The sequence below is a fragment of the Acidobacteriota bacterium genome, from assembly GCA_026707545.1.
Taxonomy (GTDB): domain Bacteria; phylum Acidobacteriota; class Thermoanaerobaculia; order Multivoradales; family Multivoraceae; genus Multivorans.
Window position 1 is genome coordinate 483,078 of sequence record JAPOWR010000002.1, and the last position, 22,118, is coordinate 505,195.

18 protein-coding genes are annotated in these 22,118 nt (G+C 67.0%); 3 read left to right on the forward strand and 15 right to left on the reverse strand.

The annotated features are described in order from the left end of the window. Window positions 1-12 precede the first annotated feature (12 nt). From OXG83_14300 to OXG83_14350, 11 genes are all read right to left on the reverse strand, one after another. On the reverse strand, window positions 13-1,116 hold the full coding sequence (locus OXG83_14300; protein MCY3966203.1) for a hypothetical protein: 1,104 nt from the start codon (window positions 1,114-1,116) through the stop codon (window positions 13-15). Window positions 1,117-1,496: 380 nt separating this feature from the next. After that, entirely contained in the window at window positions 1,497-2,270 is a 774-nt protein-coding gene (locus OXG83_14305; protein ID MCY3966204.1) for a YIP1 family protein, read from the reverse strand. After that, entirely contained in the window at window positions 2,267-3,052 is a 786-nt protein-coding gene (locus tag OXG83_14310; GenBank protein MCY3966205.1) for an ABC transporter ATP-binding protein, read from the reverse strand. Before OXG83_14310 ends, OXG83_14305 begins: the two co-directional genes overlap by 4 nt. Before the next feature lie 51 nt (window positions 3,053-3,103). Beyond that, window positions 3,104-4,696 carry a hypothetical protein gene (locus OXG83_14315; protein ID MCY3966206.1) on the reverse strand — a complete coding sequence of 531 codons (1,593 nt, stop codon included), beginning with the start codon at window positions 4,694-4,696 and terminating at the stop codon, window positions 3,104-3,106. A 491-nt stretch (window positions 4,697-5,187) separates the two neighbouring features. Next, on the reverse strand, window positions 5,188-5,487 hold the full coding sequence (locus tag OXG83_14320) for a hypothetical protein (GenBank protein ID MCY3966207.1): 300 nt from the start codon (window positions 5,485-5,487) through the stop codon (window positions 5,188-5,190). 447 nt (window positions 5,488-5,934) lie between these two features. Then, window positions 5,935-6,240, reverse strand: a complete 306-nt coding sequence (locus tag OXG83_14325; protein ID MCY3966208.1) for a hypothetical protein — start codon at window positions 6,238-6,240, stop codon at window positions 5,935-5,937. 27 nt (window positions 6,241-6,267) lie between these two features. Further along, window positions 6,268-6,576 (reverse strand): hypothetical protein, encoded by a 309-nt coding sequence (locus OXG83_14330; protein MCY3966209.1) that lies wholly within the window; start codon window positions 6,574-6,576, stop codon window positions 6,268-6,270. Window positions 6,577-6,646: 70 nt separating this feature from the next. Beyond that, entirely contained in the window at window positions 6,647-7,198 is a 552-nt protein-coding gene (locus tag OXG83_14335) for a cysteine peptidase family C39 domain-containing protein (GenBank protein ID MCY3966210.1), read from the reverse strand. Continuing rightward, window positions 7,188-7,694, reverse strand: a complete 507-nt coding sequence (locus tag OXG83_14340; GenBank protein MCY3966211.1) for a redoxin family protein — start codon at window positions 7,692-7,694, stop codon at window positions 7,188-7,190. The genes OXG83_14335 and OXG83_14340 overlap by 11 nt, the downstream gene beginning before the upstream one ends. Then, a complete protein-coding gene (locus OXG83_14345) occupies window positions 7,691-7,954 on the reverse strand; it encodes a hypothetical protein (protein MCY3966212.1) in 264 nt (87 codons plus the stop codon). The genes OXG83_14340 and OXG83_14345 overlap by 4 nt, the downstream gene beginning before the upstream one ends. 132 nt (window positions 7,955-8,086) lie before the next feature. Next, window positions 8,087-11,068, reverse strand: coding sequence for a DEAD/DEAH box helicase (locus OXG83_14350; protein ID MCY3966213.1), 2,982 nt, complete (start codon window positions 11,066-11,068; stop codon window positions 8,087-8,089). A 943-nt stretch (window positions 11,069-12,011) separates the two neighbouring features. Here OXG83_14350 and OXG83_14355 point away from each other — a divergent pair. Next, window positions 12,012-12,911, forward strand: a complete 900-nt coding sequence (locus tag OXG83_14355; GenBank protein MCY3966214.1) for a phytanoyl-CoA dioxygenase family protein — start codon at window positions 12,012-12,014, stop codon at window positions 12,909-12,911. Window positions 12,912-12,913: 2 nt separating this feature from the next. Here the strand turns inward: OXG83_14355 and OXG83_14360 are convergent, their stop codons facing one another. Beyond that, window positions 12,914-15,181, reverse strand: coding sequence for a DUF5916 domain-containing protein (locus OXG83_14360; GenBank protein ID MCY3966215.1), 2,268 nt, complete (start codon window positions 15,179-15,181; stop codon window positions 12,914-12,916). A gap of 2 nt (window positions 15,182-15,183) precedes the next feature. Next, on the reverse strand, window positions 15,184-17,430 hold the full coding sequence (locus OXG83_14365) for a DUF5916 domain-containing protein (protein MCY3966216.1): 2,247 nt from the start codon (window positions 17,428-17,430) through the stop codon (window positions 15,184-15,186). Between the two features lie 67 nt (window positions 17,431-17,497). On the opposite strand from OXG83_14365, the gene OXG83_14370 reads away from it, so the two are divergent. Together OXG83_14370 and OXG83_14375 are read left to right on the forward strand one after the other, a co-directional pair. Further along, on the forward strand, window positions 17,498-18,802 hold the full coding sequence (locus OXG83_14370) for an MBL fold metallo-hydrolase (protein MCY3966217.1): 1,305 nt from the start codon (window positions 17,498-17,500) through the stop codon (window positions 18,800-18,802). After that, the gene (locus OXG83_14375; GenBank protein ID MCY3966218.1) at window positions 18,795-19,313 is read left to right on the forward strand and encodes a hypothetical protein; all 519 of its coding nucleotides are present in this window, start codon (window positions 18,795-18,797) and stop codon (window positions 19,311-19,313) included. The genes OXG83_14370 and OXG83_14375 overlap by 8 nt, the downstream gene beginning before the upstream one ends. Window positions 19,314-19,320: 7 nt before the next feature. On the opposite strand, the gene OXG83_14380 is transcribed toward OXG83_14375, so the two are convergent. Next, the gene (locus OXG83_14380) at window positions 19,321-21,549 is read right to left on the reverse strand and encodes a DPP IV N-terminal domain-containing protein (GenBank protein ID MCY3966219.1); all 2,229 of its coding nucleotides are present in this window, start codon (window positions 21,547-21,549) and stop codon (window positions 19,321-19,323) included. A 59-nt stretch (window positions 21,550-21,608) separates the two neighbouring features. Next, window positions 21,609-22,118: hypothetical protein (locus OXG83_14385; GenBank protein MCY3966220.1), on the reverse strand; the 510-nt coding region annotated here is incomplete at its 5' end.

Consider the following 22,118-nt stretch of genomic DNA (forward strand, 5'->3'; position numbering starts at 1 on the left):
TGAGGGGCGAAGCTACTCGCCGCCGCTGCTCGCGGCGCTTCGCGCCTCGTCTTCCAGTAGCCGCGCGCCCTTGAGAATGCCGCCCATCGAGTAGTTCCCCTCGTGGCAGGCGTACTCGTAGACGTTGCCGGCAATGCCTGGCCATAGGTACTCACCGCTCCAGGGTGCGGTCCAGATCGTGGGGTCCTCGACCGTGAAGCCGTAGAGCAGGTCGTCGGCGTTGACGCGAGTGAATCGCTCGGTCACCTTGAGATTCCGTGAGGCCAGGAAGAGCGCCGGCCGGTCGATGAAGTTCGTCGTTTCGACCACGAGCGTGTCGCCTTCCCACCAGCCGATCGAGTCGCCGAGCCAGCGGCGTTCGCCCGCAGGTGCGTGCTCGCCGCCGATGCGCACGATTCGTGCGTCGTGCACCATCTCGATCAGGATCATCACGTGGTTCTCGGTCTGCACGATCCGCTTCGCGTTGTTGTAGAGCGTCGGCAGCATCGGCGGTCCGCCGGTTGAACCGAAACCGATCAGGCAGCGCTCGGGTACGCCCAGGGACTCCGGCCCGTCGTATGGCCCGGGCCCCTCGACGTCCAGCCACCAGGCGGTGCCGTCGTTGCCGCGGCGCCGGCCGCGCTGCTCGGACATCCGCTGCATCGTCTCGGCGGTGAGAGCGGGCATTCGTCCGTTCGGCGGATCGACGATGATCGACGTCCGGAACTTTCCGTCGATCGAGAACACGTCGCTGCCGCGGTCGGTCCAGAAGTTGTTGTAGCCGCCTACGTTGCCGGCGCCGCTTCGCTCGCGGAACTCGTCGCCGAGTCCGATCGGCGGCGCGCCGCCTGGGGGAGGCGCCTCGGTGATCTGACGCACGGCGGCGCGCGCGGCCACTCGCTGCCTCTCCCTCTCAACGATCTCGTCGGCCTGCTCGGGCGTCAGGAATGCGTTGTCTCCGAACTCCCGGGGCCGGCTGAGCGGCGTCAGCGTTGCGACGTCATAGGTGCCGGTGAGGTCGGGGCGTCCCGAGGGCGTGCGTGGAATCGCGTCGTCGTCAGTAGCTGTCGCGGCCGGGGTCGCGAGAAGAACGATGGCGGCTGCCGCGGCGACGGCTGGAAGAACCCTGGTCTGCATCGTGTGCCTCCTCCTGGACGGACTGGCGAGTGTTCTCGTTATACCAGCATCGGCGGCAGCAGCCGGTGCCGGTGACATCTTCGAACCAACGCGGCCCGATGGAGGGATGGCGCCGGGCCTTGTTGGTCGCCATGCACAGTGGGCACGTACGCCTGCTTATTCACCGGACGCCGGGAGCGACCCCGCGCCGTTTGTCGGCTGTTGTATTCAGCAGGGGACCCGGCTCGCAGGCCCACTACACACCGACGACCAACGCACGGAAGTTACCGTGCGAGCCTCTGATGCGTCAAACGATTTGAGGGTGCTTACTTATGAGGCCGGAAGGCGCTCCACATGGAGTCCCGCGATCGCCAGCCTCATCCGTCGTGGCGGCTGTGCGGCTAGCCGGGCATGACTGCGGCTCCGACGCCTGCGAGGGCAGTCGCGAATGCCGTCGTTGCCGCCCAGTAGACACCGGCGAGCAGGTAGGCCTTTCGCTGGGGCAGCCCCAGGACCGACGCCGCGCCCAGACCGAGCAGGCACAGGAACCACAGCGTGAAGGGATTGAGGCTTGCCCACACCACATTGAGAGCAACGCTGTCTCCTGCCAGCAGCAGGTTGAGGCCCGGGACCGGCTGCGCGTCCTCCATCGATTGGACGGCATCCAGCCCCCTCAGACTGGCGATGAGGAACGTGGCGAACCCCTGAACCAGGAGGATCAGCTTGAGGTGGACCATCAGCGACAGTGCTTGCGGGAAGCGCGCCTGACCCTGGAAGGCCAGCGCGAGGAGCCACAGGAGCAGGGTCTGGATCAGCAGGACGACCGCGAAGGTGACCCCGGCTACGGCGCGCCCGGTCCAGAGTGCGACCGGCCCCGCCTGTTCTGCTGTTGCCATCAGCAGGTCGGCCTGCTCGGCGCCTCCGGGCAGCACTTCGGCCAGTTGGGCCCTCATGCCGCGTTCCTGATACGGCCGGCCCAACTCGCCGACCGCGAGCGTGCCCAGCAGTACCAGGAGCAGAGTCGGAAGCCAGGGTGAGTTCCGGCGGATGATCTCGAAGCTCGCCCGCGGCGAGATGACGATTCCGACAAGGGCGTTGAGCCAGCCCGCTCGAGGTCGGTCGCCCGTCGCCTCGGTCTCGCGCGGGTTGTCGGTGGTCTGCTGGTGTGCGGTCATGTCTTGCTCCGGTTGCCGATCCACGAGAGACGGGAAAACCGCTCTCGTCTGGAGATGCTGAGGATGAGGTTCTCGAGCCGGCCGGCACCGTCTTCTCCCCCGGCGTCGGGCAGTTCGCGGAACTCCTCCAGGGAGCACGACAGAAGGACCTTGCCGTCGCGAATGACCGCGATGTGGCTCGACACGCGTTCGACGTAGTCGAGCATGTGGGAAGTGAGGAAGATGGCTGCTCCCTGCTCGGCCATCTGCTGCAGGATCGACATGACGGTCCGGGCGCTCAAGGCGTCCATCCCCTCGAACGGTTCATCGAGGAACAGGACCCGCGGCGCGTGAAGCGTCGCTGCCGCCAGCCGGATCTTCTTCCTCATGCCGTGCGAGTAGGTCGTGATCGGTCGCCTGGCGGCGTCCTGTAGGTCGAAGACGGCGAGTGCTTCGTCGGTTCGTTGCCCGGCGTCCTCGCGGCTCAGACCGTAGATGCGGGCGTAGGACAACAGCAGCTCCTCGCCGGTCAGGCTCTCGAACATGGTGCTGTGGTCGGGCACGATCCCGAGCTGCTGCTTGAGTTCCGTGTCGTTCACGTCGACCGGTCTGCCCAGCAGGTGGACCGTGCCTGCCGTGGGCTTGACCACTCCAGTCAGCATCGACCAGGTCGTCGTCTTTCCAGCGCCGTTGGGACCGACGAACCCCAGGATCTGGCCTTCCCGGACGTCGACATCGACTCCATCGACGACGACATTGCCGCCGTATGATCGGGTTAGGTTCTTTGCCTTGATTGCTGCCATGAGTTGACGTGTTCCTTGTGGTTGCGGGTGGCCGGGTGGGGTTCGCCGCCTTCAGCGTGGCTCGTCCTTGTCCGCCAGCAGGAGTTCACGGCCTCGACTGTTGAGCACGTGTTCCTGCCAACGACGGGAGGCGTACGCGGCCGCGACGGCAAGGAGCAGCGTCCCCGCCGCAACGAGCCCGGCGGTCGCAGCGCTGACGCGTTCCCGCTCGATGAGCGTGTACAGGGCGAAGCAGAGGAAACAAGGGGCAAGGGCCGGCTGTGGAATCAGAAGGGAGGCGGTGAACTTTGCGGGGTTCGGGTTGTCCGTCGGCCCCGCACTTCGTTGGGGCCAGTGGAGCTGGATGAGGCCGTACGCGGCGTCGCCGAGGAGAATGGCCGCGAGTAGCAGGCAGGCCGCCACGAAGAAGAACGGCCATCCGAACCAGTCGAAGAGCGTCATCCCGAAGATGAAGGCGACCAGGAAGGCGATCACCACGCTCGGAGCGCGCCCGGATGCCCGAAAGACCTCGGGAAGGGAGAGAGGCAGGGTGAGCGATTCCCGCCAGACGTAGCAGGTCGGCGGTTGCTTCTCGACGCGAAAACCGTGGAAGGCCACCACGAAGATCCCCGTCATGCCGATAGCCAGCCCGGCGTCGATCGGGAGCCAGACTAGGGCGTAGGCGATCGCGATCGCCAGTACCAGGCGCGCTGGTTTGAGGCGCAGGAGGCACTCGGTCTCGAGCACCGTAAGGATGCCCGCGGGGGCGAGTCGGCTCGATCCACGCAGCAGTCGTGCGAGAGGCAGTACCCGGGAGGCGGCGCGGCGGTCACCGCCGGGATGCTCCAGGTAGCTGCGAAGCAGGAGCCGGTTTTCCAGCACGATCAGGGCACCGAGTGAGGCAAGCAGGCCTCCGAGCCTCCCCAGATTCGCCGCCGACCAACCGGGCTGATTGACGATCCCGGCGACGAGCCCTGGCGGCGTGTAACCGAGAGCGCCCAGACCGGCCGAGTCTTCGATCGCTTGGACAACTCCCTCGGTGTTGAGCTCCCCTGCAAGGCCCGCCGTACCGGCGAGAACCGCCATCTGGACGAGCGTCATGGCCGCCAGCAGGGCGAGCGTGCCGAGCAGGCCTTCAACCCAGCGGCTGGCGAGAAGGGACAGGATCGCCGCAGCCCGGCCGAAGATCCAGACCAGGCTCAGGATGGCCAGCAGCGTCACCGGCGCTCCCGCGACCCCTCCCGACCTCACGATCGTGAGATATGCGGCGACGGGCCCCAGGACGAACAGCCAGTAACCCGTCGTGCTCAGAGCAAGACGGAGAGCGTAGAGGTCCCGGAAGCCCACTGGCAGGCGGAGCAGGTCCTGCAGATCGAGCAGCCACGTGACCGGCGTTCGAAGGGCCACCTGGGCGAGCAACCCGACCGCCACGATGAAGCAGGCGATCGTGTTTAGCAGGTTGCGCCGCAGGACGTCGCTCTCGATGGCGAAGAGAACGGGAAGCAGTCCGAGGGCGGCGGCGGTCGCGAACGCCAGGAACAGGACCGCGACCAGGACGGTCACCGCGATCTGCTGGTTGGCCTGCCGCAGGGCGTCCGGAAGTGCCAGCCGCGCGAGGATCAGCAGAACGTTCACCCGGCTGCCCGGGTTCATCAACGTAGCCATCGTGTCCTCGGGGTAGCTCTAGCCGGTTCTCGGGAAGGGTGGGCCGGCACCGGGACTGGTGGCGGGCCGAATCGGCCGCTCCACGCAGGACAAACGAGACCCCCCACCGACTCGCCTGGCGAAGGGAGCGACCCTAGGCCCAGGGGCGATGGCTAGGTCCGGCAGGGGGTCCGGCTCGCAGGCCCACTGCGCCTCTGACGACCAACAGACGGACGCTACCGCGCTCTTGTGGCGTCCGTCAAACAAGTTTGCACCGTGCACGGGTACGGGGCAGAGAGGGCCTAGGGATGTTCTCCCCGCAAGAGTGGTTGGCGGCGGCGTACCCGTTCGGTTTGTCGTTCCACTGCCGAATCCGTAACACGCCGGAGCGAGAGGCACGCGATGGTAGCGCCGACAGCGTCGACCTCAAACGGGTCATCCGAGGTTTCCGACCTGTTGACGTTGCCATCGCGACCTCTCTGACGAGTGCTATCCGGAGTTGCCGCGTCTTCCTAGACGCAGAGCACTACGGCCAGGGGCGCATAAGCGCCCAGAAGCGCGAGTCCTGCTCCGCCAGTAGCGGCCCCGACGACGAGGCCAGCCACCGTGGCTCCCGCAACAGCTCCCAGGCACATCATGCTGACTTCGCCTCCTACGGTCGCAAGAAGCAGTTCATCCCCCAGTGTGTCGACCTCGGTCGGAAGGTGGCCCTGGGGATTGGCCACAGCCGTCGCTTCCATAGCCGTGGCCGTCGATGCCACGCCGAGAACTATGAAGCAAACCAGGATGAAACGGAGGGCCTTGTCGTTCATTTGCTTTTTTCCTTTCTACGTTGGGTGTGATTCGAGTGTGCCGGTGTCATGGTTGCGTCGATTCAGGAGAAGAGAGCGCATGCGAATCCGACGGTAGCCAGCGTGATGCCGACGGGTGCGGCGACGCCGCTCAGCGTCATGACCAGTCCAGCTCCGGCAGCGAAGCCGCACGCGAAGTCGGTAGCGGCTCCCGTCCCTGCGAGGGCCCCCAGGTCGTATGCACTGAGAGTCGTCAGACCGGCGGCGCCTCCGTGGAACTGAGGTGCGGCAGGCAGGCTGCTACTGATGGCCGTATCTGTGAACGAGCGCGAGTCCGGCGCCGATGCGAGTCCGGGTGATGCCGGAACAAGCAAGGCGGCGAAGGCAATGGATGAGAGTAGTTTCATGAGAGGTTGTCCTCGGGGTTCGTAGTGTTCAGTGGTGGTGGTAGGTGATCGCTCGGTTCCGCTAGTAGAGAGCCAGGCAGACGACGGCGAGCGCAGCCGATGCGCCGGCGCCGACGGCGGGGCTACCCGCCAGACTGGCGCCGACCGCGACGGCAACGACGCCGGTCCAACAACCGACCTTGCGCCAGTTCACGGCACCGTTGACGGCCTCGAGGGTTGCTAGCGGCAGGACGACGACGTCGGCCCTGGTTTCGTGCGGCGAGTCTGGAGTGAGGAAGTCCGCGTGAGACAGCGTACTGGCGGCTGCGACCTGCGCGATCAGCGCAAGTGCCACGCAGGCGACGAGCTTGTGGAGAGGTTTCTTCATTGATTTGGTTCCTTTCTCTTGCAGCCACTAAAACGGCCAGGGGAGCGGAAGACACTTGGTCGGATCGAACGGGCCGGTGGTCGGTCCCATCGGACCGAGAATGTAGATCGGGCCGAACGGATCGTCGTCGCAGGGCCACGGCATGTAGATGCTGATCTGCGGCGGGACTTCGGATTGGGTCCCGGGGAACCCGAGCCGCGAGGGAGCAGGGGGCCTCTCAAGAAGGTCCACCAGCACCGGGGCCGGATCCGTGGGGACAGTGGCTGTGGGAATCGCGGCGGCGGTGCCGGCGACGAGCATCAGAAGTACGGTCAGCAGGGCTTTTCGCGTTTTCATGTGGGGGCGTCCTTTCGGTGGTTTCGGTTTTCTTGTGTGGAATGGACGGATTCCGGTTCCGTCCACGGAATCAGGGTGGTCCGCCGGTGAAGGCGAGGAGAACGCCGTCCCAGGAGCGCTCGAACGTGCTCCGGCTCATGCGCAGGCGGCCGAGGGACGGATCGTCGATGACCAGTTCCGGTCCGGCGCTGCGAATGACGACGAAGTGATCGCCGTGTACATGAGCGATGGCGGGCATCGGAATGTCGTGCAGCCGCTCTACCGGCAGGCGCAGTCCCTGGCTGCCGAGACCGCGCTCCTCGGCAGTTTTCTTGAGGGCGAGCATGCTGGTGCCGTCCGGGCCGGTGCCGGTGGAGAACTCGAGTTCGGCGAGCGAGACGCCGGTGATGCCGTGGTGCTCGAGGATCATCTTGAGCGCGGCCGGGCCGCAGTCGGAGCGCTTCTGCTGCCGAATCACCTGGCCGGATCCGGGCGCCGAAGGGTCGAGGGAGGATGCCCACGCGATGCGGTCCAGGGTGGGGCCGACGGCGCGTACGGCGACGGCTACCAGGCCGCCGGCGAGGATGAGCCCGGCCGCGGCAAGGCGTCGATTGCGCGCCACGCGCGACCGATCAGAGCGCATCGCCCTCGAGTCCCAGAAAGGAGCGCCAGGCGGCCTCGGGCCGTTCGCCGGTCGTGACGCCCCGGACTCGGGAGTGCTCGTCGACCAGGAACACGAGCGGTACGTGGATGACGCCGAAGCGCTTCGATAGCGACGCGTCCGGGTCGGCGATCGAGTACAGGCCGGCGGTGTCCTCGAGCCCGGTCGCTTGCGCGGCCGCGACGACCGCGATCAAGTCGAAGTCGCCTTCACCGCTTGCCGTGACCCTTCGCAGGGCGCCGATCGTGCGGTCGCAGTTTCCGCAACCTGCCCTGGCGAAGGTAACGACCCGAAGCCGGCCCGGAGAGGCCGGTAGGGACTCGCCGTCGGCGAGGCCCGGCAGGGCGGGGAACAACATGCCGACTTCGGGTCGCTGAGACCGTCTTGCCTCGAGGTTCGACTCGAACCAGATCAGGCCGGCCAGGGGGCCGAGGACGGCCAGAGTCACGATCGCGATCGCGAGGCGCCGGCGGTTCATGGCCTGCGCCCCCGGTGGCTGTGGTGCACCTGGCGTCGGGTGGAGGGGCCGGGGTGCCTACGGAAGCGCAGCATCGAGATCAGGGGCCCCGAGTGGGAGCCGAGCATCCGGAGCGCGTGCGCCAGGTGCACTTCAAGGGTCCGCGGGGGAGGCTCGGCGAGTCGGAGTCGCGGGGTCTTGCCGATGCCGGTGCCCGGCCCGGACCGAACGGCTTCCCGGGGCGCGGTGCGCAAGTCGTGAGTCAGGTTCAGGGGCTTCATCGTGTTCCCAGTGGCGTCGTGAGTAGCGCGCTGCCGGTTCAGCAGCGACGTTCATTGACATAGACGCAAAAGGCCCTCGGAACCCGGATTCGGGTTCCGAAGGCCCCTATCTGGAGGCCGAGGTGCCCGGCCTCAGCTCAGCAGCAGACGCAGATCGTCGGCGGTCAAGTCCCGCAGGGACGACCCGCTGCCTTCGAGGATCGCGTCGGCGATCTTCCTCTTCGAGCGCTGGAGTTCGAGCATCTTCTCTTCGACCGTGTCGCGCGCGATCAGGCGGTAGGCGAACACGGGCTGGGTCTGGCCGATGCGGTGCGTGCGGTCGATCGCCTGCGCCTCCACCGCCGGGTTCCACCACGGGTCGAGCAGGAAGACGTAGCCGGCCGCGGTGAGGTTCAGGCCGACGCCGCCGGCCTTGAGGCTGATCAGGAAGATGTTCGTGTCCGGGTCGGTCTGGAAGTGCTCGACGACTTCGCCGCGGTTCCGCGTCTGGCCGTCGAGGTAGGCGTAGGGCACGTCGTTCTCTTCGAGGTGCCGGCGGACGTAGGCGAGCAGCGACGTGAACTGGGAGAACACGAGGCACTTGTGGCCCTCGGCGAGGACCTCGGAGACCTGCTCGAACAGGGATTCGAGCTTGGCGCTGCCGGCCTCTTCCCACGAGTCGTCGATGAGCCCGGGGTGACAGGCCACTTGGCGGAGCCGAAGCAACGCCTCGAGCACCTGCATCGTGGAACCGGCGACTCCTTTGTCCTCGACCTGCTTGAGCAGGCTGTCGCGATAGCTCGCGCGGAGCTGGTCGTAGAGGTCCTGCTGCTTGGGATTCAGCGTGCACTGCAGGATCTGTTCGGTCTTCTCGGGCAGGTCGGGGAGGACCTCTTCCTTGCTGCGACGGAGGATGAACGGCCGCAGCCCCTTCGCGACGAGGGCGAGTTCCTTCTGGCTCGGCACCCTGCCGCCGGCGAGCACGTCGAGGACCGGCAGCCGGCCCAGCAGTCCCGGGTTGAGGAACTCGAAGATCGAGCCCAGCTCGCCCAGGTGGTTCTCGATCGGCGTGCCGGTCAGCGCGAGGCGGTTCTGCCCCACGAGGAGGCGGCATGCCTTGGCCGTCTGCGAGGCGGCGTTCTTGATTGCCTGGGCCTCGTCGAGGATCACGGTGTCGAACTCGACCGTGGCCAGATAGCCGATGTCGCGGCGGACCGTGCCGTAGGTGGTGACCACGAGGTCGGCGGCTTCGAGTTCGCCGCGAAGGTCTTCCCGGTCGCGTCCCGCGTACTCGAGCACCTTCAGGTCGGGGGTGAATCGGGAGGCCTCGTCGATCCAGTTGTAGACGAGGCTGCGCGGTGCGACAACCAGATACGGCAACTTCGTCGTCTTCGAGGCCGTGCGGTACATCCGCAGCAGGGCCAGCGCCTGAATCGTCTTGCCCAGGCCCATGTCGTCGGCGAGCACACCGCCGAGGCCGAACTCGCGCAGGAAGCAGAGCCACCCCAGACCGAGTCGTTGATACTTCCGGAGCGTGCCGACGAAGCTGCGGGGTTCCTTCTTGGGTCGGATCGAGGAGAACGTCTCCAGCTTCTCGCGGAGTTCGGCGAACGTCTTGCTTACGTTGACCGGCGGCGTAACGGCCAGCAGGGCGTCGACCAGCAGCGCCTGTGACGGCAGGAAGCGCAGACCCTCCTCGTTCGAGTCCTGGGCGAGTTGGCTGAGAGAGCCGTAGTTCTCGACCCAGGCGGCCGGGAGCAGTCCGGTCGAGCCGTCCTTCAGGTCGACAGAGCGGCGGCCGTCCGAGATCGCGGCGAGGATCTTTGAGAGCTCGATCTGATCGCCGTCGAAGTCGATCTCTCCGCTGAGTTCGAACCAGTCGACGCCGCTCTCGATGCGAAGTGCCGGCGGGCTGGGCGATCGGATCGAGGCACCGTGCGCTTCGACTTCCCAGCCTTCGAGGAGCAGCGGCTCGGCGACCGCCGGCAGATCGCGCGGTTCGAGTTCCAGACTGTGGCCGCTCTTCGATGCGACCGGCTTGAGACCAAGTTCAAGCAGCCGGACCAGCGCGTCCTGCTCCGTCTCCAGGTTGCGGCGAACGAAACGGTGCTCTTCCCAGTCGACGACCGCGGATCGCGGATCGCCGGCGTCGACGGTGAGGCCGCCGTAGCCGAACGAGAGCCGGGCTTCGAGCTGCGGGTTCATCCATTCGGGGGCGTCCTCGGGTTCGAGTGCCAGGCGGGGCTGCGGTACCGGCTCCTCCTCCGACAGGTAGACCTCCTCCGGAAGCTCGAGCGGCGGCAGTCGGGGCAGCTCGAGCAGACTGGTCACGGCAGCCTCGAGGTCCTCGTCGGGGATCACGAGCTCGCCGCTCCCGCCGAGCAGCGCATACCACGGCTGATCGCGAATCGGGTCGAGTTCCAGGCGGCTGATCGCGTCGTCGAGCAGGAGCATCATGTTGCCTTGCCCGTTGGAACCGGAGTCAGGGGCCGTTCCGGCACCGTCCGGGAGGGGAAGAACGAGTGCGGCCCGGCTCAGCGGCACGGTCTCGTCGCCGCGCCTGAGCAGACCTCTCAGCCGGACCCGGCTGGCTGCCGCGAGTTCCAACTGCAGCGCCAGGCGCCAGGGTTCCCCGTCGTCGATGGTGACCGGTCGCGGATCGCCGAGTGAGCGGCCATCCCACCAGTAGAGGTGGCCTTCCGCGCTCAGCCGCGGTAGCAGGGGGCCGGTCCAGTTCATTGGCACGTAGACCCGCTGTACGAGCGGACGGGCGGGTTTTCGGGCGGCCCGGCCTCCCTTGCGCTTGCGGCTGGCGCGGGCCGGAACTTCGGGCGGTAGCGCAGTGACCATTGCGGGTCCAGTGACGGGGGGCAATCCGTTGACCGCGGAGCCGGCCATGTCCGTCGTGAGTCCGAGCAGCTCCTCCAGCTTTGCGTGGTCGATGCTCAGCCGCTTCAACTTGCCGAACTCACCCTGCGGGTTCTGCTTGCGGCCGAAGATGTCGATCATCAGGCCGCCGGCGTTGCGGCTGGTGGCGGCGTTGAGCAGGAGGTGGATCTGGGGCGGGGCGTTCCTTGGGGTCGCGCGCTTGCGGGGTCGAGCCTGCCGGTCGATGTCCTGGCGCACGGCTTCCACGACAGATCGCCAGCTCGTTGTAGCCGGGGTTCTCCGCCGCCGCCGGTTTCGGCTTCGACGCGAGCGGCGGACCGGACGGGGAGCACCCTCCGGATCTTCGTTCGCGGGCTGCACGGCGTCCAGAGCCGATCCCGGGATCGACACTCTGGGCGGTCGGGTCTTGCGGAGCGAGACGCGGCCTGAACCCGACGGCTGCTTCTTCGGCTCGTTCGCGGCCAGTTGCAGCAAGGACGCCCAGATGTGGCCGCAAGCAGTGCCGGCGGCGAATTGGTCGCAGCCGCAAACCGCGTGGAGAATGCGCTCGTCAGGCACCCTGGACCAGTCGAGCTCGACGTTGGCGACACCGTTCGAACTCGGATCCGAGTCGGCAGCGTCGTCGTCGATCGGCGGTGGAGAGATCAGGATCCGGGCGCTTGCGCCGTCGATCTCGAGCTTGATGTCTCCCTTCGAGAAGACAGTCTGTCCCTCTTCACGGTCCTCTGGCCGGAAGTGGGACGCGCTGCGCTGATGCAGTGCGACCGTGCGCCCGCCGCGCCCTCTGCCGCGTGGCCGGCCGCGCCGCCTGCGGCGAGCTGGCCGCGAGCCCTTGGTCGCGGGTGGGGTCTTGGTGGGACTTTCGCTCTGTGCTTCTGGCATTCCGGTGGGGTTTCGACCCGTTTGAATACGCCGGCGCCGCCGGCTAGCAGTTCTGTCGCTCCCCGAAGGACGGTGCGACGTGGCGAACGTCTCGGGAAGCTGAGTCGCGGCCGCTATGAGCGGGTGGCGGGGCGTTAGCCGGTATGGCGGTCGCCTGCCTCGCGGCGCCGTGCAAGCTGCATGAGTGTAGCCCAAGAACGTAGATAGGCCAAGTGTTCTTCTTCGTTGGGGTCCGCGTGGCGCCGGTGCCGGCTGCTACGATCGGGGCCGATCGAACGTCGATATCGAGTGAGAGGAGGGTTCGACGATGGCGCAGGCCGCGACCACGCAGCTCGAACGACCGGACGCCGGTACCAGGGCGCGGTCCGCGCCGGATCGCCTGACCGAGACCCGGCAGCCGTTCGACCTCTCGGATGCCGTCACCTTGGAGGTGGAGCGCCTCGACATGGCGCAGAACGTCCACGACATGCAGGAACAGGGCTACACGATTCTGCGCGACGTGGCGCCGCCCGAGTTCACCGACCGTTTGCGGGCAACCTGTCTGCGCCTGGCGGAGGAGACGGAGGGTCGTGCGAAGGGTCGGTCGGCTGCGCTCCTGCTTGGCCGTGACCCGATCTTCGAGGATGTCGTCCTGCGGCCGAAGATCCAGGCCCTGGTCGAGATCATGTGCGGCAAGGGGGCCCTGCTCTCCCAGTTGATCTGCAGCGTCCGACCTTTGGGCGCGGCGAAACTGCCTTTGCACGCGGACCAGAACTGGCTGCCGGCCCCGTTCCCGGTGCACAACCAGCTCCTGACCCTGTGCTGGGCATGCGACGAGTTCACCGAGGTCGGCGGCTGCACCAAGGTCATTCCGGGGACCCACCGTCTGCGCCGCCACCCGAACGAGGAGGAAGTCGCGACCGAGCCCGGCGCGATTCCGACGGAGTGCCCGGCGGGTTCCGTCGTGGTCTGGGACGGTTCGATCTGGCACGGCAACTACCCGCGCGCGATTCCCGGAGAGCGCGTCGTGCTGCACATCACGTTCTCCCGTCTGGCGCTGCGCCCGGTGGAGGACTACAGCCACCTGGACGAGGGGTGGCTCGAGGACAAGCCCTGGCCGCTACGGGTGATGCTGGGCCGGGAGGACTTCCTGGGTAGCACGACGATCGCGCGCGGGCACGCGGACTACACGCATCTCGTGCGCACCTTCAACTGGGCAAAGACCTAGCGCTACGGCTGGATCAGGTAGGTGAACTTCACCGCGATCTCGCGGTGCGTGCTCTGGCGGTAGCGGAGGTCCTCGGCCATCCAGTTCTCGTTGTAGACGACGAACAGGTCGGAGCCCGGCTTGTAGATCCAGTGCAGGCGGATGTTCGTTCCGAGGTCGCCGGAGAGATCGTTGTACTGGACGACCGTGTTGAGGCGCAGGTTCGGGGTGAACGTGAAGTTGACGATCTGGCTGTAGAGGCCGACGTCGAACGCGCCCTGGGGGAGTTCGACGTCGTTGAAGACCCAGCGGGTTTCCGTCTGCAGGTTCTTCGAGAGGCGGAGAGTGAAGGTGACGCGGCCGGAGGTCTGGGTACCGTTGTAGAAGTCGCCGGTGCCGATCAGCCCGCGGAAGCCGAACAGGCGGCTCTGGTTGGTAAAGCTGGCGACCTCGATGGTGTCGAACTCGTAGCGCCCCGGCGGAATCACGACTCCCGGCGACACTTCGAAGGGCGCGACCAGGTTCTCCGTTTCGTTGACGTAGCCCAGCCGCCACCGGTCCTCGGTGGTCATTCGCATGCCGATGGGCGAGAACTGGATCCGCCGGGTTTCCAACTCGCCGTTGTCGAGCGTCTCGTAGTAGTCGACGTACAGTTCAGTGAACCAGGCGCGGACGGGACCCCGTTCGATCCGGGGCTGCCACTGGATCAGCGGGTTCAGATGGCGGACGTTCCGGCGCAGGAGGAAGCCGGCCCTGGGGTCGTAGTCCTTTTCGATCTCCTGGGCGTCCAGGAACACCGTCAGGCTGCGGCCCTGGTAATCGAAGTTGAATCCGTAGGCCGATTCACCGGCGTCGGCGAAATCGCCTGACGTGGCGTTCCCGGAACTGGCCGACGGCTCCTCGCTGATGCCGCTGCTGGACCAGAAGCCGCCGAAGATCACCTTCGGGTCCGGCTTGTAGACGAAGTCGACGCCCGCGACCCGGTTCGCGAGTTCGCCGTCCGGGGCCGCTTCGGTGAGCATCGCGCCGACCGACGACCGCTCGCCGACGTTGCGCTTCAGGCGGGCGACCGTGAACGCGTTCGGAGGCAACGTTCCATCGTCCCTTTTGAGGCCGGCCGTCGCGACCCGCAGCACGCCGATGTCCCAGCCGCCCACTCGCCCGGTAAGGCGAGCCCCCCAGTCGATCGGTACCTGCCGCCCCGCATCCAGACCGACCCGTCGTGAGAAGAACGCCTTGAGCACCGGCGGTTCGTAGAAACGGCGGTGAGGAGGGCCGAAGTCGAAGATCCCCGCGTTCTCGAGGAAGAAGTCGCGCTTCTCGGGAAAGTAGAGGGAGAACCGGGTGAGATTCGTTTGCAGCTCATCGACTTCGACCTCGGCGAAGTCCGTGTTGTAGGTCAGGTCAAGGGCCAGGGAACGGGTGACGCCCCACTTCAGGTCCAGACCGTAGTCGCCGTCGGTGGCCGGGTCCAGGTCGAGGCGCGGATCCTCGCTGACGTCGCCGATGGCGTAGGGCTTGATCTGAAGCTGCGCCGACTGGCTGAGTCCGGTCAGCCCGGTCAGTTCTCCGGCCATGGACACCCGGTGCACGGGCTGGACTTCGGAGCCGATCTGCCCGAGGACACTGACTTCGCGCGGCAGACCGGACCAGTGGGTCATCTCGCGCTTGTGGGCGATGTAGCGCTGGACGTTGAAGCCCCAGGCCGGAGCGGCCGGATCGAAACGGAGCGTCGAGATGGGAATCGCGATCTCGGTGGTCCACCCTGCAGCGGTCTTCCGGGACGCGACGGACCAGATGCCGTCCCATTCCAGGTTCAGGTCGCGACCTTCGTCCGTGACCAGGGTGTCGGTCCTTGCGCCGTTCAGGTTCGTTTCGAAGGCGTATGCGTTCCGCCGGTCGTGGAAGGTGTCGAGGAGCAGGATGATCGAGTCGTCCTGGAAGATGCGGCTGTCGCGCTCCATCTCCTTCGCGATGATCGCGTCCGGCTCCGCGTCGAAGGCGGTGATGCCGAAGAAGATCGTGCTGTCCGTGAACACGACACGCACTTCCGTCTGCTCGGTCGCCGGCACGCCGTCGAGCGGTTCGTGCTGCATGAAGTCGGTGCCGACGTCGGAGACCTGCCAGGCCCGGTCGCTCAGGTCGCCATCGACGTTGGGACCCTGCTCGACCCGGGTGGCAGCCATCGTCGGACGCCCGGCGCCGGACGCTGCTTCCTGGATGCCGGCGGCCGGCCCCGCTGCCACGAAAGCGAGCGCAAGTGCACTGGCGAACTGCCTCGGCCTCGACATGCTCATGGCTGGATCAGATAGGTGAACTTCACCGCGATCTGGCGGTGCGTGCTCTGGCGGTAGCGCAGGTCCTCGGCCATCCAGTTCTCGTTGTAGACGACGAACAGGTCCGAGCCGGGCTTGTAGATCCAGTGTAGGCGGATGTTCGTGCCGAGGTCGCCGGAGAGATCGTTGTACTGGACGATCGTGTTGAGCCGCAGATTCGGCGTGAAGGTGAAGTTCACGAGCTGGCTGTAGAGGCCGATGTCGAAGGCGCCCTGGGGAAGTTCGATGTTGTTGAAGACCCATCGGGTCTCGGTCTGAATGTGCTTCGAGAACTTGAAGTTGATCGTGGTGCGGCCGGACACTTGCGTACCGGTGTAGAAGTCGCCGACGGCGATGCGGGAGCGCAGGCCGAAGAAGCGGCTCTGGTTGCTGTAGATGGAGAACCGCAGAGCGTCGAATTCGTAGTAGCCGGGCGGAATCACGACTCCCGGCGAGACTTCGAAGGGTTCCACCAGGTTCTCAGTCTCGTGGAGATAGCCCAGCCGCCAACGGTCCTCGCTCGTTGTCCGCATGCCGATCGGTGATATCTCGATCTGGCGGGATTCCAGCTCGCCCCCGTCCAGGGTCTCGTAGTAGTCGGCCCTGATCTCCGTGAACCAGGTCCGGACGAAGCCTCGTTCGATCCTAGGCAACCACTGGATCATCGGGTTCAGGTGACGGACGTTCTTCCGCAGCAGGAACCCTGCCGCGGGGTGGTAGTCCTCTTCGATGTCCTGAGCGTCGAGGTAGACGGTCAGTTCGCGGCCCTGGTAGTCGAAGTTGAAGCCGTAGGCGGCCTCTCCGGAGTCGCTGGATCCGCCGGCGCCGGCCGCTTCCTCGCTGGCGCCGCTACTCGTCCAGAAGCCGCCGAAGCCGAGCGTGGACGTGGGCTTGTAGTCGAAGTCGACGCCGACGACCCGGTTCGCCGCCGCGCCGTCGGGCGCCGTTTCGGTGATCATCGCGCCGACCGACGAGCGCCGGCCCACGTTGCGCTTGAGGCGGGCGACGGTGAACGCGTTGGCCGGAAGCTGCCCGTCGTCTCTTGCGATTCCGGCAGTCGCGACCCGAAGAACCCCGAGGTTCCAGCCTCCGACCCGTCCGGTCAGGCGGGCGCCCCAGTCGATCGGGACCTGTTCCCCCTCGTCCAGGCCGACCCGGCGCGAGAAGAAGGTCTTGAGCACGGGAGGCTCGTAGAAGAGCCGGTGGGGAGGACCGAAGTCGAAGATGCCGGCGTTCTCCAGAAAGAAGTCGCGCTTCTCCGGGAAGTACAGCGAGAACCGGGTCAGGTTCGTCTGCAGTTCGTCGACCTCGACTTCGGCGAAGTCCGTGTTGTAGGTCAGGTCGAGCGCCAGAGAGCGGGTGACGCCCCACTTCAGGTCGAGACCGTAGTCGCCGTCGGAGGCCGGGTCGACGTCGAGGCGCGGGTCCTCGCTGACGTCACCGATGACGAAGGGCTTGATCTGAAGTTGCGCTGACTGAGACAACCCGGCGAGCCCGGTGAGTTCTCCCGCCATCGACACCCGGTGTACGGGCAGGACCTGGGAGCCGACCTGCCCGAGCGTGCCGACCTCGCGTGGCAGGCCCGACCAGTGGGTCATCTCGCGCTTGTGGGCGATGTAGCGCTGCACGTTGAATCCCCAGGCCGGAGCGGCCGGATCGAACCGGAGGGTGGAGATGGGAAGCGCGATCTCCACCGTCCAGCCGAAGCCGGTTCGCCGCGCGGCGGACTGCCAGATGCCGTCCCACTCCAGGTTCAGGTCGCGACCTTCGTCGGTGACCAGGGTGTCGGTGCGGGCGCCGTTGAGGTTCGTCTCGAAAGCGTAGGCGTTGCGCCGATCGTAGAAGGTGTCGAGCAACAGGATGATCGAGTCGTCCTGGAAGATGCGGCTGTCGCGCTCCATCTCCCTGGCGATGATCGCGTCGGGGTTCGCGTCGAAGGCGGTGATGCCGAAGTAGATCGTGCTGTCGGTGAACACGACACGAACTTCCGTCTGTTCGGTCGCCGGCACGCCGTCGAGCGGTTCGTGCTGGATGAAGTTCGTCCCGACTTCCGCCTGGGCCCAGACGGCGTCGCTCAGGTTGCCGTCGACGTTCGGCCCCCGTTCGACGCGGGTCGCGGCCATGCTCGGGCGCTCGGCGCCAGCTTCCGGCTGCTCCTGACCGGCGACGGGGGCGCCCGCGAGGAAACCCAACAGGCCCACGGTCGCGGGCAGGCTCCGTTTCACGGGACGGAGGCTAACAGCAGCGTTCTTCGGCCGCCGGCCGCTCGCGCTGCGGTAACGTCCGCTCCCCATGCCCGACGAACAGCACCCGAGTCTTCTCGCTCTGGCGGAGCGCGCCTGGCGCGGCGAACTGGACCTTCAGTTCGAACACCACCCGGTTCACCGCTACTACCCGGGCTCCTGCCGGCTCACGGACGGTCTGCTCGGCTTCAAGGGCATCGCCGGCTTCTACGTCATCGACAGCGGCGACGGGCTGGTGATGCTCGACGCCGGCCACCTGCTCGACGTGAAGCGCTGCTTCGAGGAAACGAGAAGGGTATGGCCCGAGACGCCGGTCGTCGCCGCGATCTACTCGCACCACCATGTGGATCACGTGTTCTCGGTCACTGCGTTCGACGTGGAGGCGGACGAGCGCGGGTGGCCGCGGCCGACGGTCTACGCCCACGAGCGGGTGCCGGCGCACTTCGACCGCTACCGCGCGACGCTCGGCTGGAACACGGCGATCAACCGTCGCCAGTTCGCGATCGACGCGCCTCACTACCGCTGGCCGGACAGCTACCGGTACCCGGATGTCCTCTACCGCAGCAACCTGACCTTCCGGCGCGGCGAGCTGACCTTCGAGCTGACCCACGGCCGCGGCGAGACGGACGACATCACCTGGACTTGGATTCCGGAGCGCCGCGTTCTCCACGCCGGCGACCTGTTCATCTGGGCGGTGCCGAACGCCGGCACCCCGCAGAAGGTGCAGCGCTACGTCGGCGACTGGGCGGACAGCCTGGAGCGGATGGTGCCGCTCGGTGCCGAGATCCTCCTCCCGGGGCACGGCCTGCCGATCCTCGGCGCGGACCGGGTGCGCCGGGCACTGGACGGCACGGCGCGGTACCTGCGTTCGATCGAAGAACAGAGCGTGGCGGCGATGAACCGGGGGCTGAGCCTCGACCAGGTGGTCCAGGCGGTGGAGCCTCCCGCCGACCTCGCCGACGAGCCCTACCTGCAGCCGGTGTACGACGATCCGAGCTTCCTCGTGCGGATGGTCTGGCGGCGCTACGGCGGCTGGTGGGACGGCGAGTTCGACAACGTCGTGCCGGCGACGAAGAAAGAGCAGGCCGAGGCCTGGGTCGAACTGGCAGGCGGGATCGATCGGGTGATCGAGCGGGCGCTGGCTGCCTCGTCGGGCGGCGACCACGCCGTGGCCTGCCACCTGATCGAAGCCGTGCAGCACGCGTCTCCCGGGAACGTCGAAGTCCACGAGGCCCGGGCAGCCATCTACCGGGCCAACGCCGGCGCGCAGGTGTCGTCCATGGCGCGCAACATCCTGAACCATGCGGCGCTGGCCAGCGACCGGGGCCGGCGGGATCTCGTATCGGATGAATGAAGCCGGAACCGCCGACGACGAGGCGCCCGGCATCGGCCGCGCCGTGGCGACGGCCGGCGCCCTCTGGGCCGTAGGCGGCATCGTGGGTCTGCTCGTGTGGGCGGTCTACCGGCTGGCCCGGATCTCCATCGCCGCGTTCGACCATCCGTTCGCCTGGTATCACTGGGCTTCGCTGCTCGCGATCATCCCCTTCATGGCCTGGTCGGAAGGGCTGCGCGGCTTCCAGTTGCGGTTCTCGCCGCGCGTGGCGGAGCGCGCGATGACGGTCCGCAGGCAGCCGACGCTGCTGCGAGTTGTGTTGGCGCCCCTCTACGCTGCCGGCTACTTCGAAGGAACGCGGCGCGAGCGTCTCGGCGTCTGGTTCGGAACCGTCGGCATCCTGGTGCTGATCGTGCTCGTCCACCGGCTGGACCAGCCGTGGCGGGGCATCCTCGACGCGGGTGTCGTCGTGGGGCTGTCCTGGGGGACGATCGCGACGCTGGCGCTGAGCGTGCGGGCCTGGCGGAACTAGCGCGGCCCTAGGGCTCGATCGTCCTCAGGATGAAGCGGGCCATCGTCTCGCGCAGGTGCAGCGAGAGGTCGGGATCGGTCACGCCGTGGCGTGACTTCGGGTAGAGCATCATCTCGAAGGGCTTGCCGGCCTTCTGGAGCTTCCAGGCCATCTGTAGGGTGTTCTGCATGTGGACGTTGTCGTCCATCGTGCCGTGAATGATCAGCAGGTCGCCGTGGAGATCGCCGGCCGTCTCGAGCACCGAGGTCCGGTCGTAGCCGTCGGGGTTGTCGTCCGGTGTCGACATGTACCTCTCGGTGTAGATCGAGTCGTAGGCGCGCCAGTCGACGACGCTGCCGCCGGCGATACCCGCGCGGAAGCGGTCGGAGCGGGTGAGCGCGAAGAGCGTCATGTAGCCGCCGAAGCTCCAGCCGTCGAGGCCGATCCGCTCCGCGTCGACCCACGGCTTCGCGCCGAGCCAGTCGACGGCTTCGACCAGGTCGATAAGTTCCTGCTCGCCGAAGTTTCTGTACACCGGCCAGGTCGACTCGACACCCTTGCCCGAGGCGATCCGGTTGTCGACGACGAGGACGACGATCCCCTGCTGGGCCAGGTACTGGAACCACATCCCGCGCGATCCCTGCCAGCCGTCGCGGACCTGCTGGGCGTGGGGGCCGCCGTAGACGTGCACCCAGGCCGGGTAGACGCGGTCGGGATCGAAGCCGTGCGGCCGGATCAACATCGCCGCCAGGTCGACGCCGTCGCCGGTCTCGATGGTCAGGAGTTCCGGCTGCGAGATGTCAAACCGTTCGATATCCGGCACCTCGCCGCCGCCGAGTTCTCGGACCGTCTCGCCGTCGGCCGCGCGCTTCAGGGTCATCGTCGTCGGCGCGTGGAGGTCGCTCGAGGTGGCGATCCAGTGGTCGATCGGCCCGTCCTCCGGGAAGCTCGCGCGATGGCTGCCGGGGGCGCTGGTCAGGAGCGTCGTGCCGGAACCGTCAAGAGCGACCCGGAGCACGTCGGCACCGATCACCGTGCGGTAGGTCCCCGAGACGTAGGCGGCTCCAGCCTCTTCGTCCACCGCGTTCAGGGAACGCACTTCCCAGCGTCCTTCGGTGAGCGGCTTGACCAGCTTGCCTTCCTGGTCGTAGCGGTAGAGGTGCTGGAAACCGGTCCGTTCGCTGAGCCAGAGGAAGCCGCCATCCTCGAGGAAACGTGGCGGACCGAGCACGTTGACCCAGGCGTGGGACTCCTCCCGCAGCACCCGTTCCGACTTGCCGGTGTCGGGGTTGGCCCGGTGCAGATCGAGGAAAGTCTGCCGCCGATCCTGGACCTGATACCAGACGTGGCCTTCGGGCGAGAACGCGACATTGACGATCAGGATCTCGTCATGCCCGTAGAGCCCTGGATCGATCCAGGTGATGTCCCCGCCGCTGGCCTTCGCGACGCCCAGTCGGACGCGCGGGTTCGGATCGCCGGCCTTGGGATAGGGGTAGACCTCGAGCGGCGGCCTGAAGGGGACGTGGTCGACCACGGTGAAGCGGGGCACGTCCCGTTCGTCGCTCTGCAGGAAAGCGATATGACGGCTGTCGCGACTCCACCAGTGGGCCTGGTAGTTGCCGCGGCCGTAGATCTCCTCCTGGTAGACCCAGTCGAGCTTGCCGTTCAGGGTGTTCTCGCCGCCGCCGGTGGTCAGGCGAACCTCGTTGCCTCCGAGATCCACGACGTGCAGGTCCGCGTCGCGCACAAAGGCGACGCTGCGGCCGTCGGGCGAGAAGCGAGCCAGTTCCTCATCCTCCGGACCGTGAGTGAGGCGCGTCAGCGTCTCGGCGGAGAAGTCCCAGACGAACAGGTCCGAGGCGAGTTGGAGCAGGAGCCGGTCGGTGTCCGGCGCAAGGCGCAGGGACCCGGGCCGCGCCCTGGCGGCAGCGTCCTCACCGTCCAGTCGAAGTTGTCCTTCCAGGGCCTCAGCGAGAGGCCGCGGATCGTAGAACGGCTCCGCGTCTCCGGTCGCCGCGTCGACGAACATCCAGCTCGTGCCGTCGGCGTCCTCGTCGTCCTTTGCCTGCAGATAGTCCTGGCCGCCGGGCAACCAGCGGATTCGCGGCAGGTCGGGCGAGAAGTCGAGCGCGTCCGGCCCGTAGATGTGGTGAAGCTCCAGGGGCTCCTTCTGCGCCGTTGCCGGCTGGAGGGCAGTAGCGGCCAGGATGGCCGCAGGAAGACAGGCGCGTGTGAGTCGTCGGCTGATCGTCTGCATGGCCGAACAGTAGCGGAGGATTGCCGGTTGGTGACCGGACCGTTCCGCTGGTGCCGGCTCTATGCGAACGCGATCCTGAGTAGTGCGAGCATGATCGGAATTGTCGCCGCCAGGAGCAGACCCAGGAACCACTTGATCAGGACCAGTTGACCGTTCAGGGCGGCAATGCGGCCGCCCAAGCGCCCCTCGACCGCTTCAAGCCGCCCGAAGAACTCGTGCCGGAGGCTGTCGATCCGTTCACGGACTTCCTGGCGAAGCCCTTCGAGCGCAAGGGTCAGGCCGTCAATCCGGCCGTTGACGGCCGCCATATCGATCTTCAGTCCGGCGACATCGTTCTTCAGTCCGGCGACATCGTTCTTGAGCAGGCCGACATCGTCCTTCAGTCCGGTGACATCGTTCTTGAGCAGGCCGACATCGTCCTTCAGTCCGGCGACATCGTCCTTCAGCCCGGCGACATCGTCCTTCAGCCCGGCGACATCGTCCTTCAGCCCGGCGACGTCGTTCTTGAGCAGGCCGACATCGTCCTTCAGTCCGGCGACATCGTTCTTGAGCAGGCCGACATCGTCCTT

Bases quoted from the DNA above. Each gene is read 5' to 3' on its own strand.
- OXG83_14380 (MCY3966219.1), bottom strand. From the start codon at position 21,549: ATGCAGACGATCAGCCGACGACTCACACGCGCCTGTCTTCCTGCGGCC.
- OXG83_14325 (MCY3966208.1), bottom strand. From the start codon at position 6,240: ATGAAGAAACCTCTCCACAAGCTCGTCGCCTGCGTGGCACTTGCGCTG.
- OXG83_14360 (MCY3966215.1), bottom strand. From the start codon at position 15,181: ATGTCGAGGCCGAGGCAGTTCGCCAGTGCACTTGCGCTCGCTTTCGTG.
- OXG83_14370 (MCY3966217.1), top strand. From the start codon at position 17,498: ATGCCCGACGAACAGCACCCGAGTCTTCTCGCTCTGGCGGAGCGCGCC.
- OXG83_14320 (MCY3966207.1), bottom strand. From the start codon at position 5,487: ATGAACGACAAGGCCCTCCGTTTCATCCTGGTTTGCTTCATAGTTCTC.
- OXG83_14375 (MCY3966218.1), top strand. From the start codon at position 18,795: ATGAATGAAGCCGGAACCGCCGACGACGAGGCGCCCGGCATCGGCCGC.
- OXG83_14340 (MCY3966211.1), bottom strand. From the start codon at position 7,694: ATGAACCGCCGGCGCCTCGCGATCGCGATCGTGACTCTGGCCGTCCTC.
- OXG83_14305 (MCY3966204.1), bottom strand. From the start codon at position 2,270: ATGACCGCACACCAGCAGACCACCGACAACCCGCGCGAGACCGAGGCG.
- OXG83_14345 (MCY3966212.1), bottom strand. From the start codon at position 7,954: ATGAAGCCCCTGAACCTGACTCACGACTTGCGCACCGCGCCCCGGGAA.
- OXG83_14330 (MCY3966209.1), bottom strand. From the start codon at position 6,576: ATGAAAACGCGAAAAGCCCTGCTGACCGTACTTCTGATGCTCGTCGCC.
- OXG83_14310 (MCY3966205.1), bottom strand. From the start codon at position 3,052: ATGGCAGCAATCAAGGCAAAGAACCTAACCCGATCATACGGCGGCAAT.
- OXG83_14355 (MCY3966214.1), top strand. From the start codon at position 12,012: ATGGCGCAGGCCGCGACCACGCAGCTCGAACGACCGGACGCCGGTACC.
- OXG83_14335 (MCY3966210.1), bottom strand. From the start codon at position 7,198: ATGCGCTCTGATCGGTCGCGCGTGGCGCGCAATCGACGCCTTGCCGCG.
- OXG83_14315 (MCY3966206.1), bottom strand. From the start codon at position 4,696: ATGGCTACGTTGATGAACCCGGGCAGCCGGGTGAACGTTCTGCTGATC.
- OXG83_14300 (MCY3966203.1), bottom strand. From the start codon at position 1,116: ATGCAGACCAGGGTTCTTCCAGCCGTCGCCGCGGCAGCCGCCATCGTT.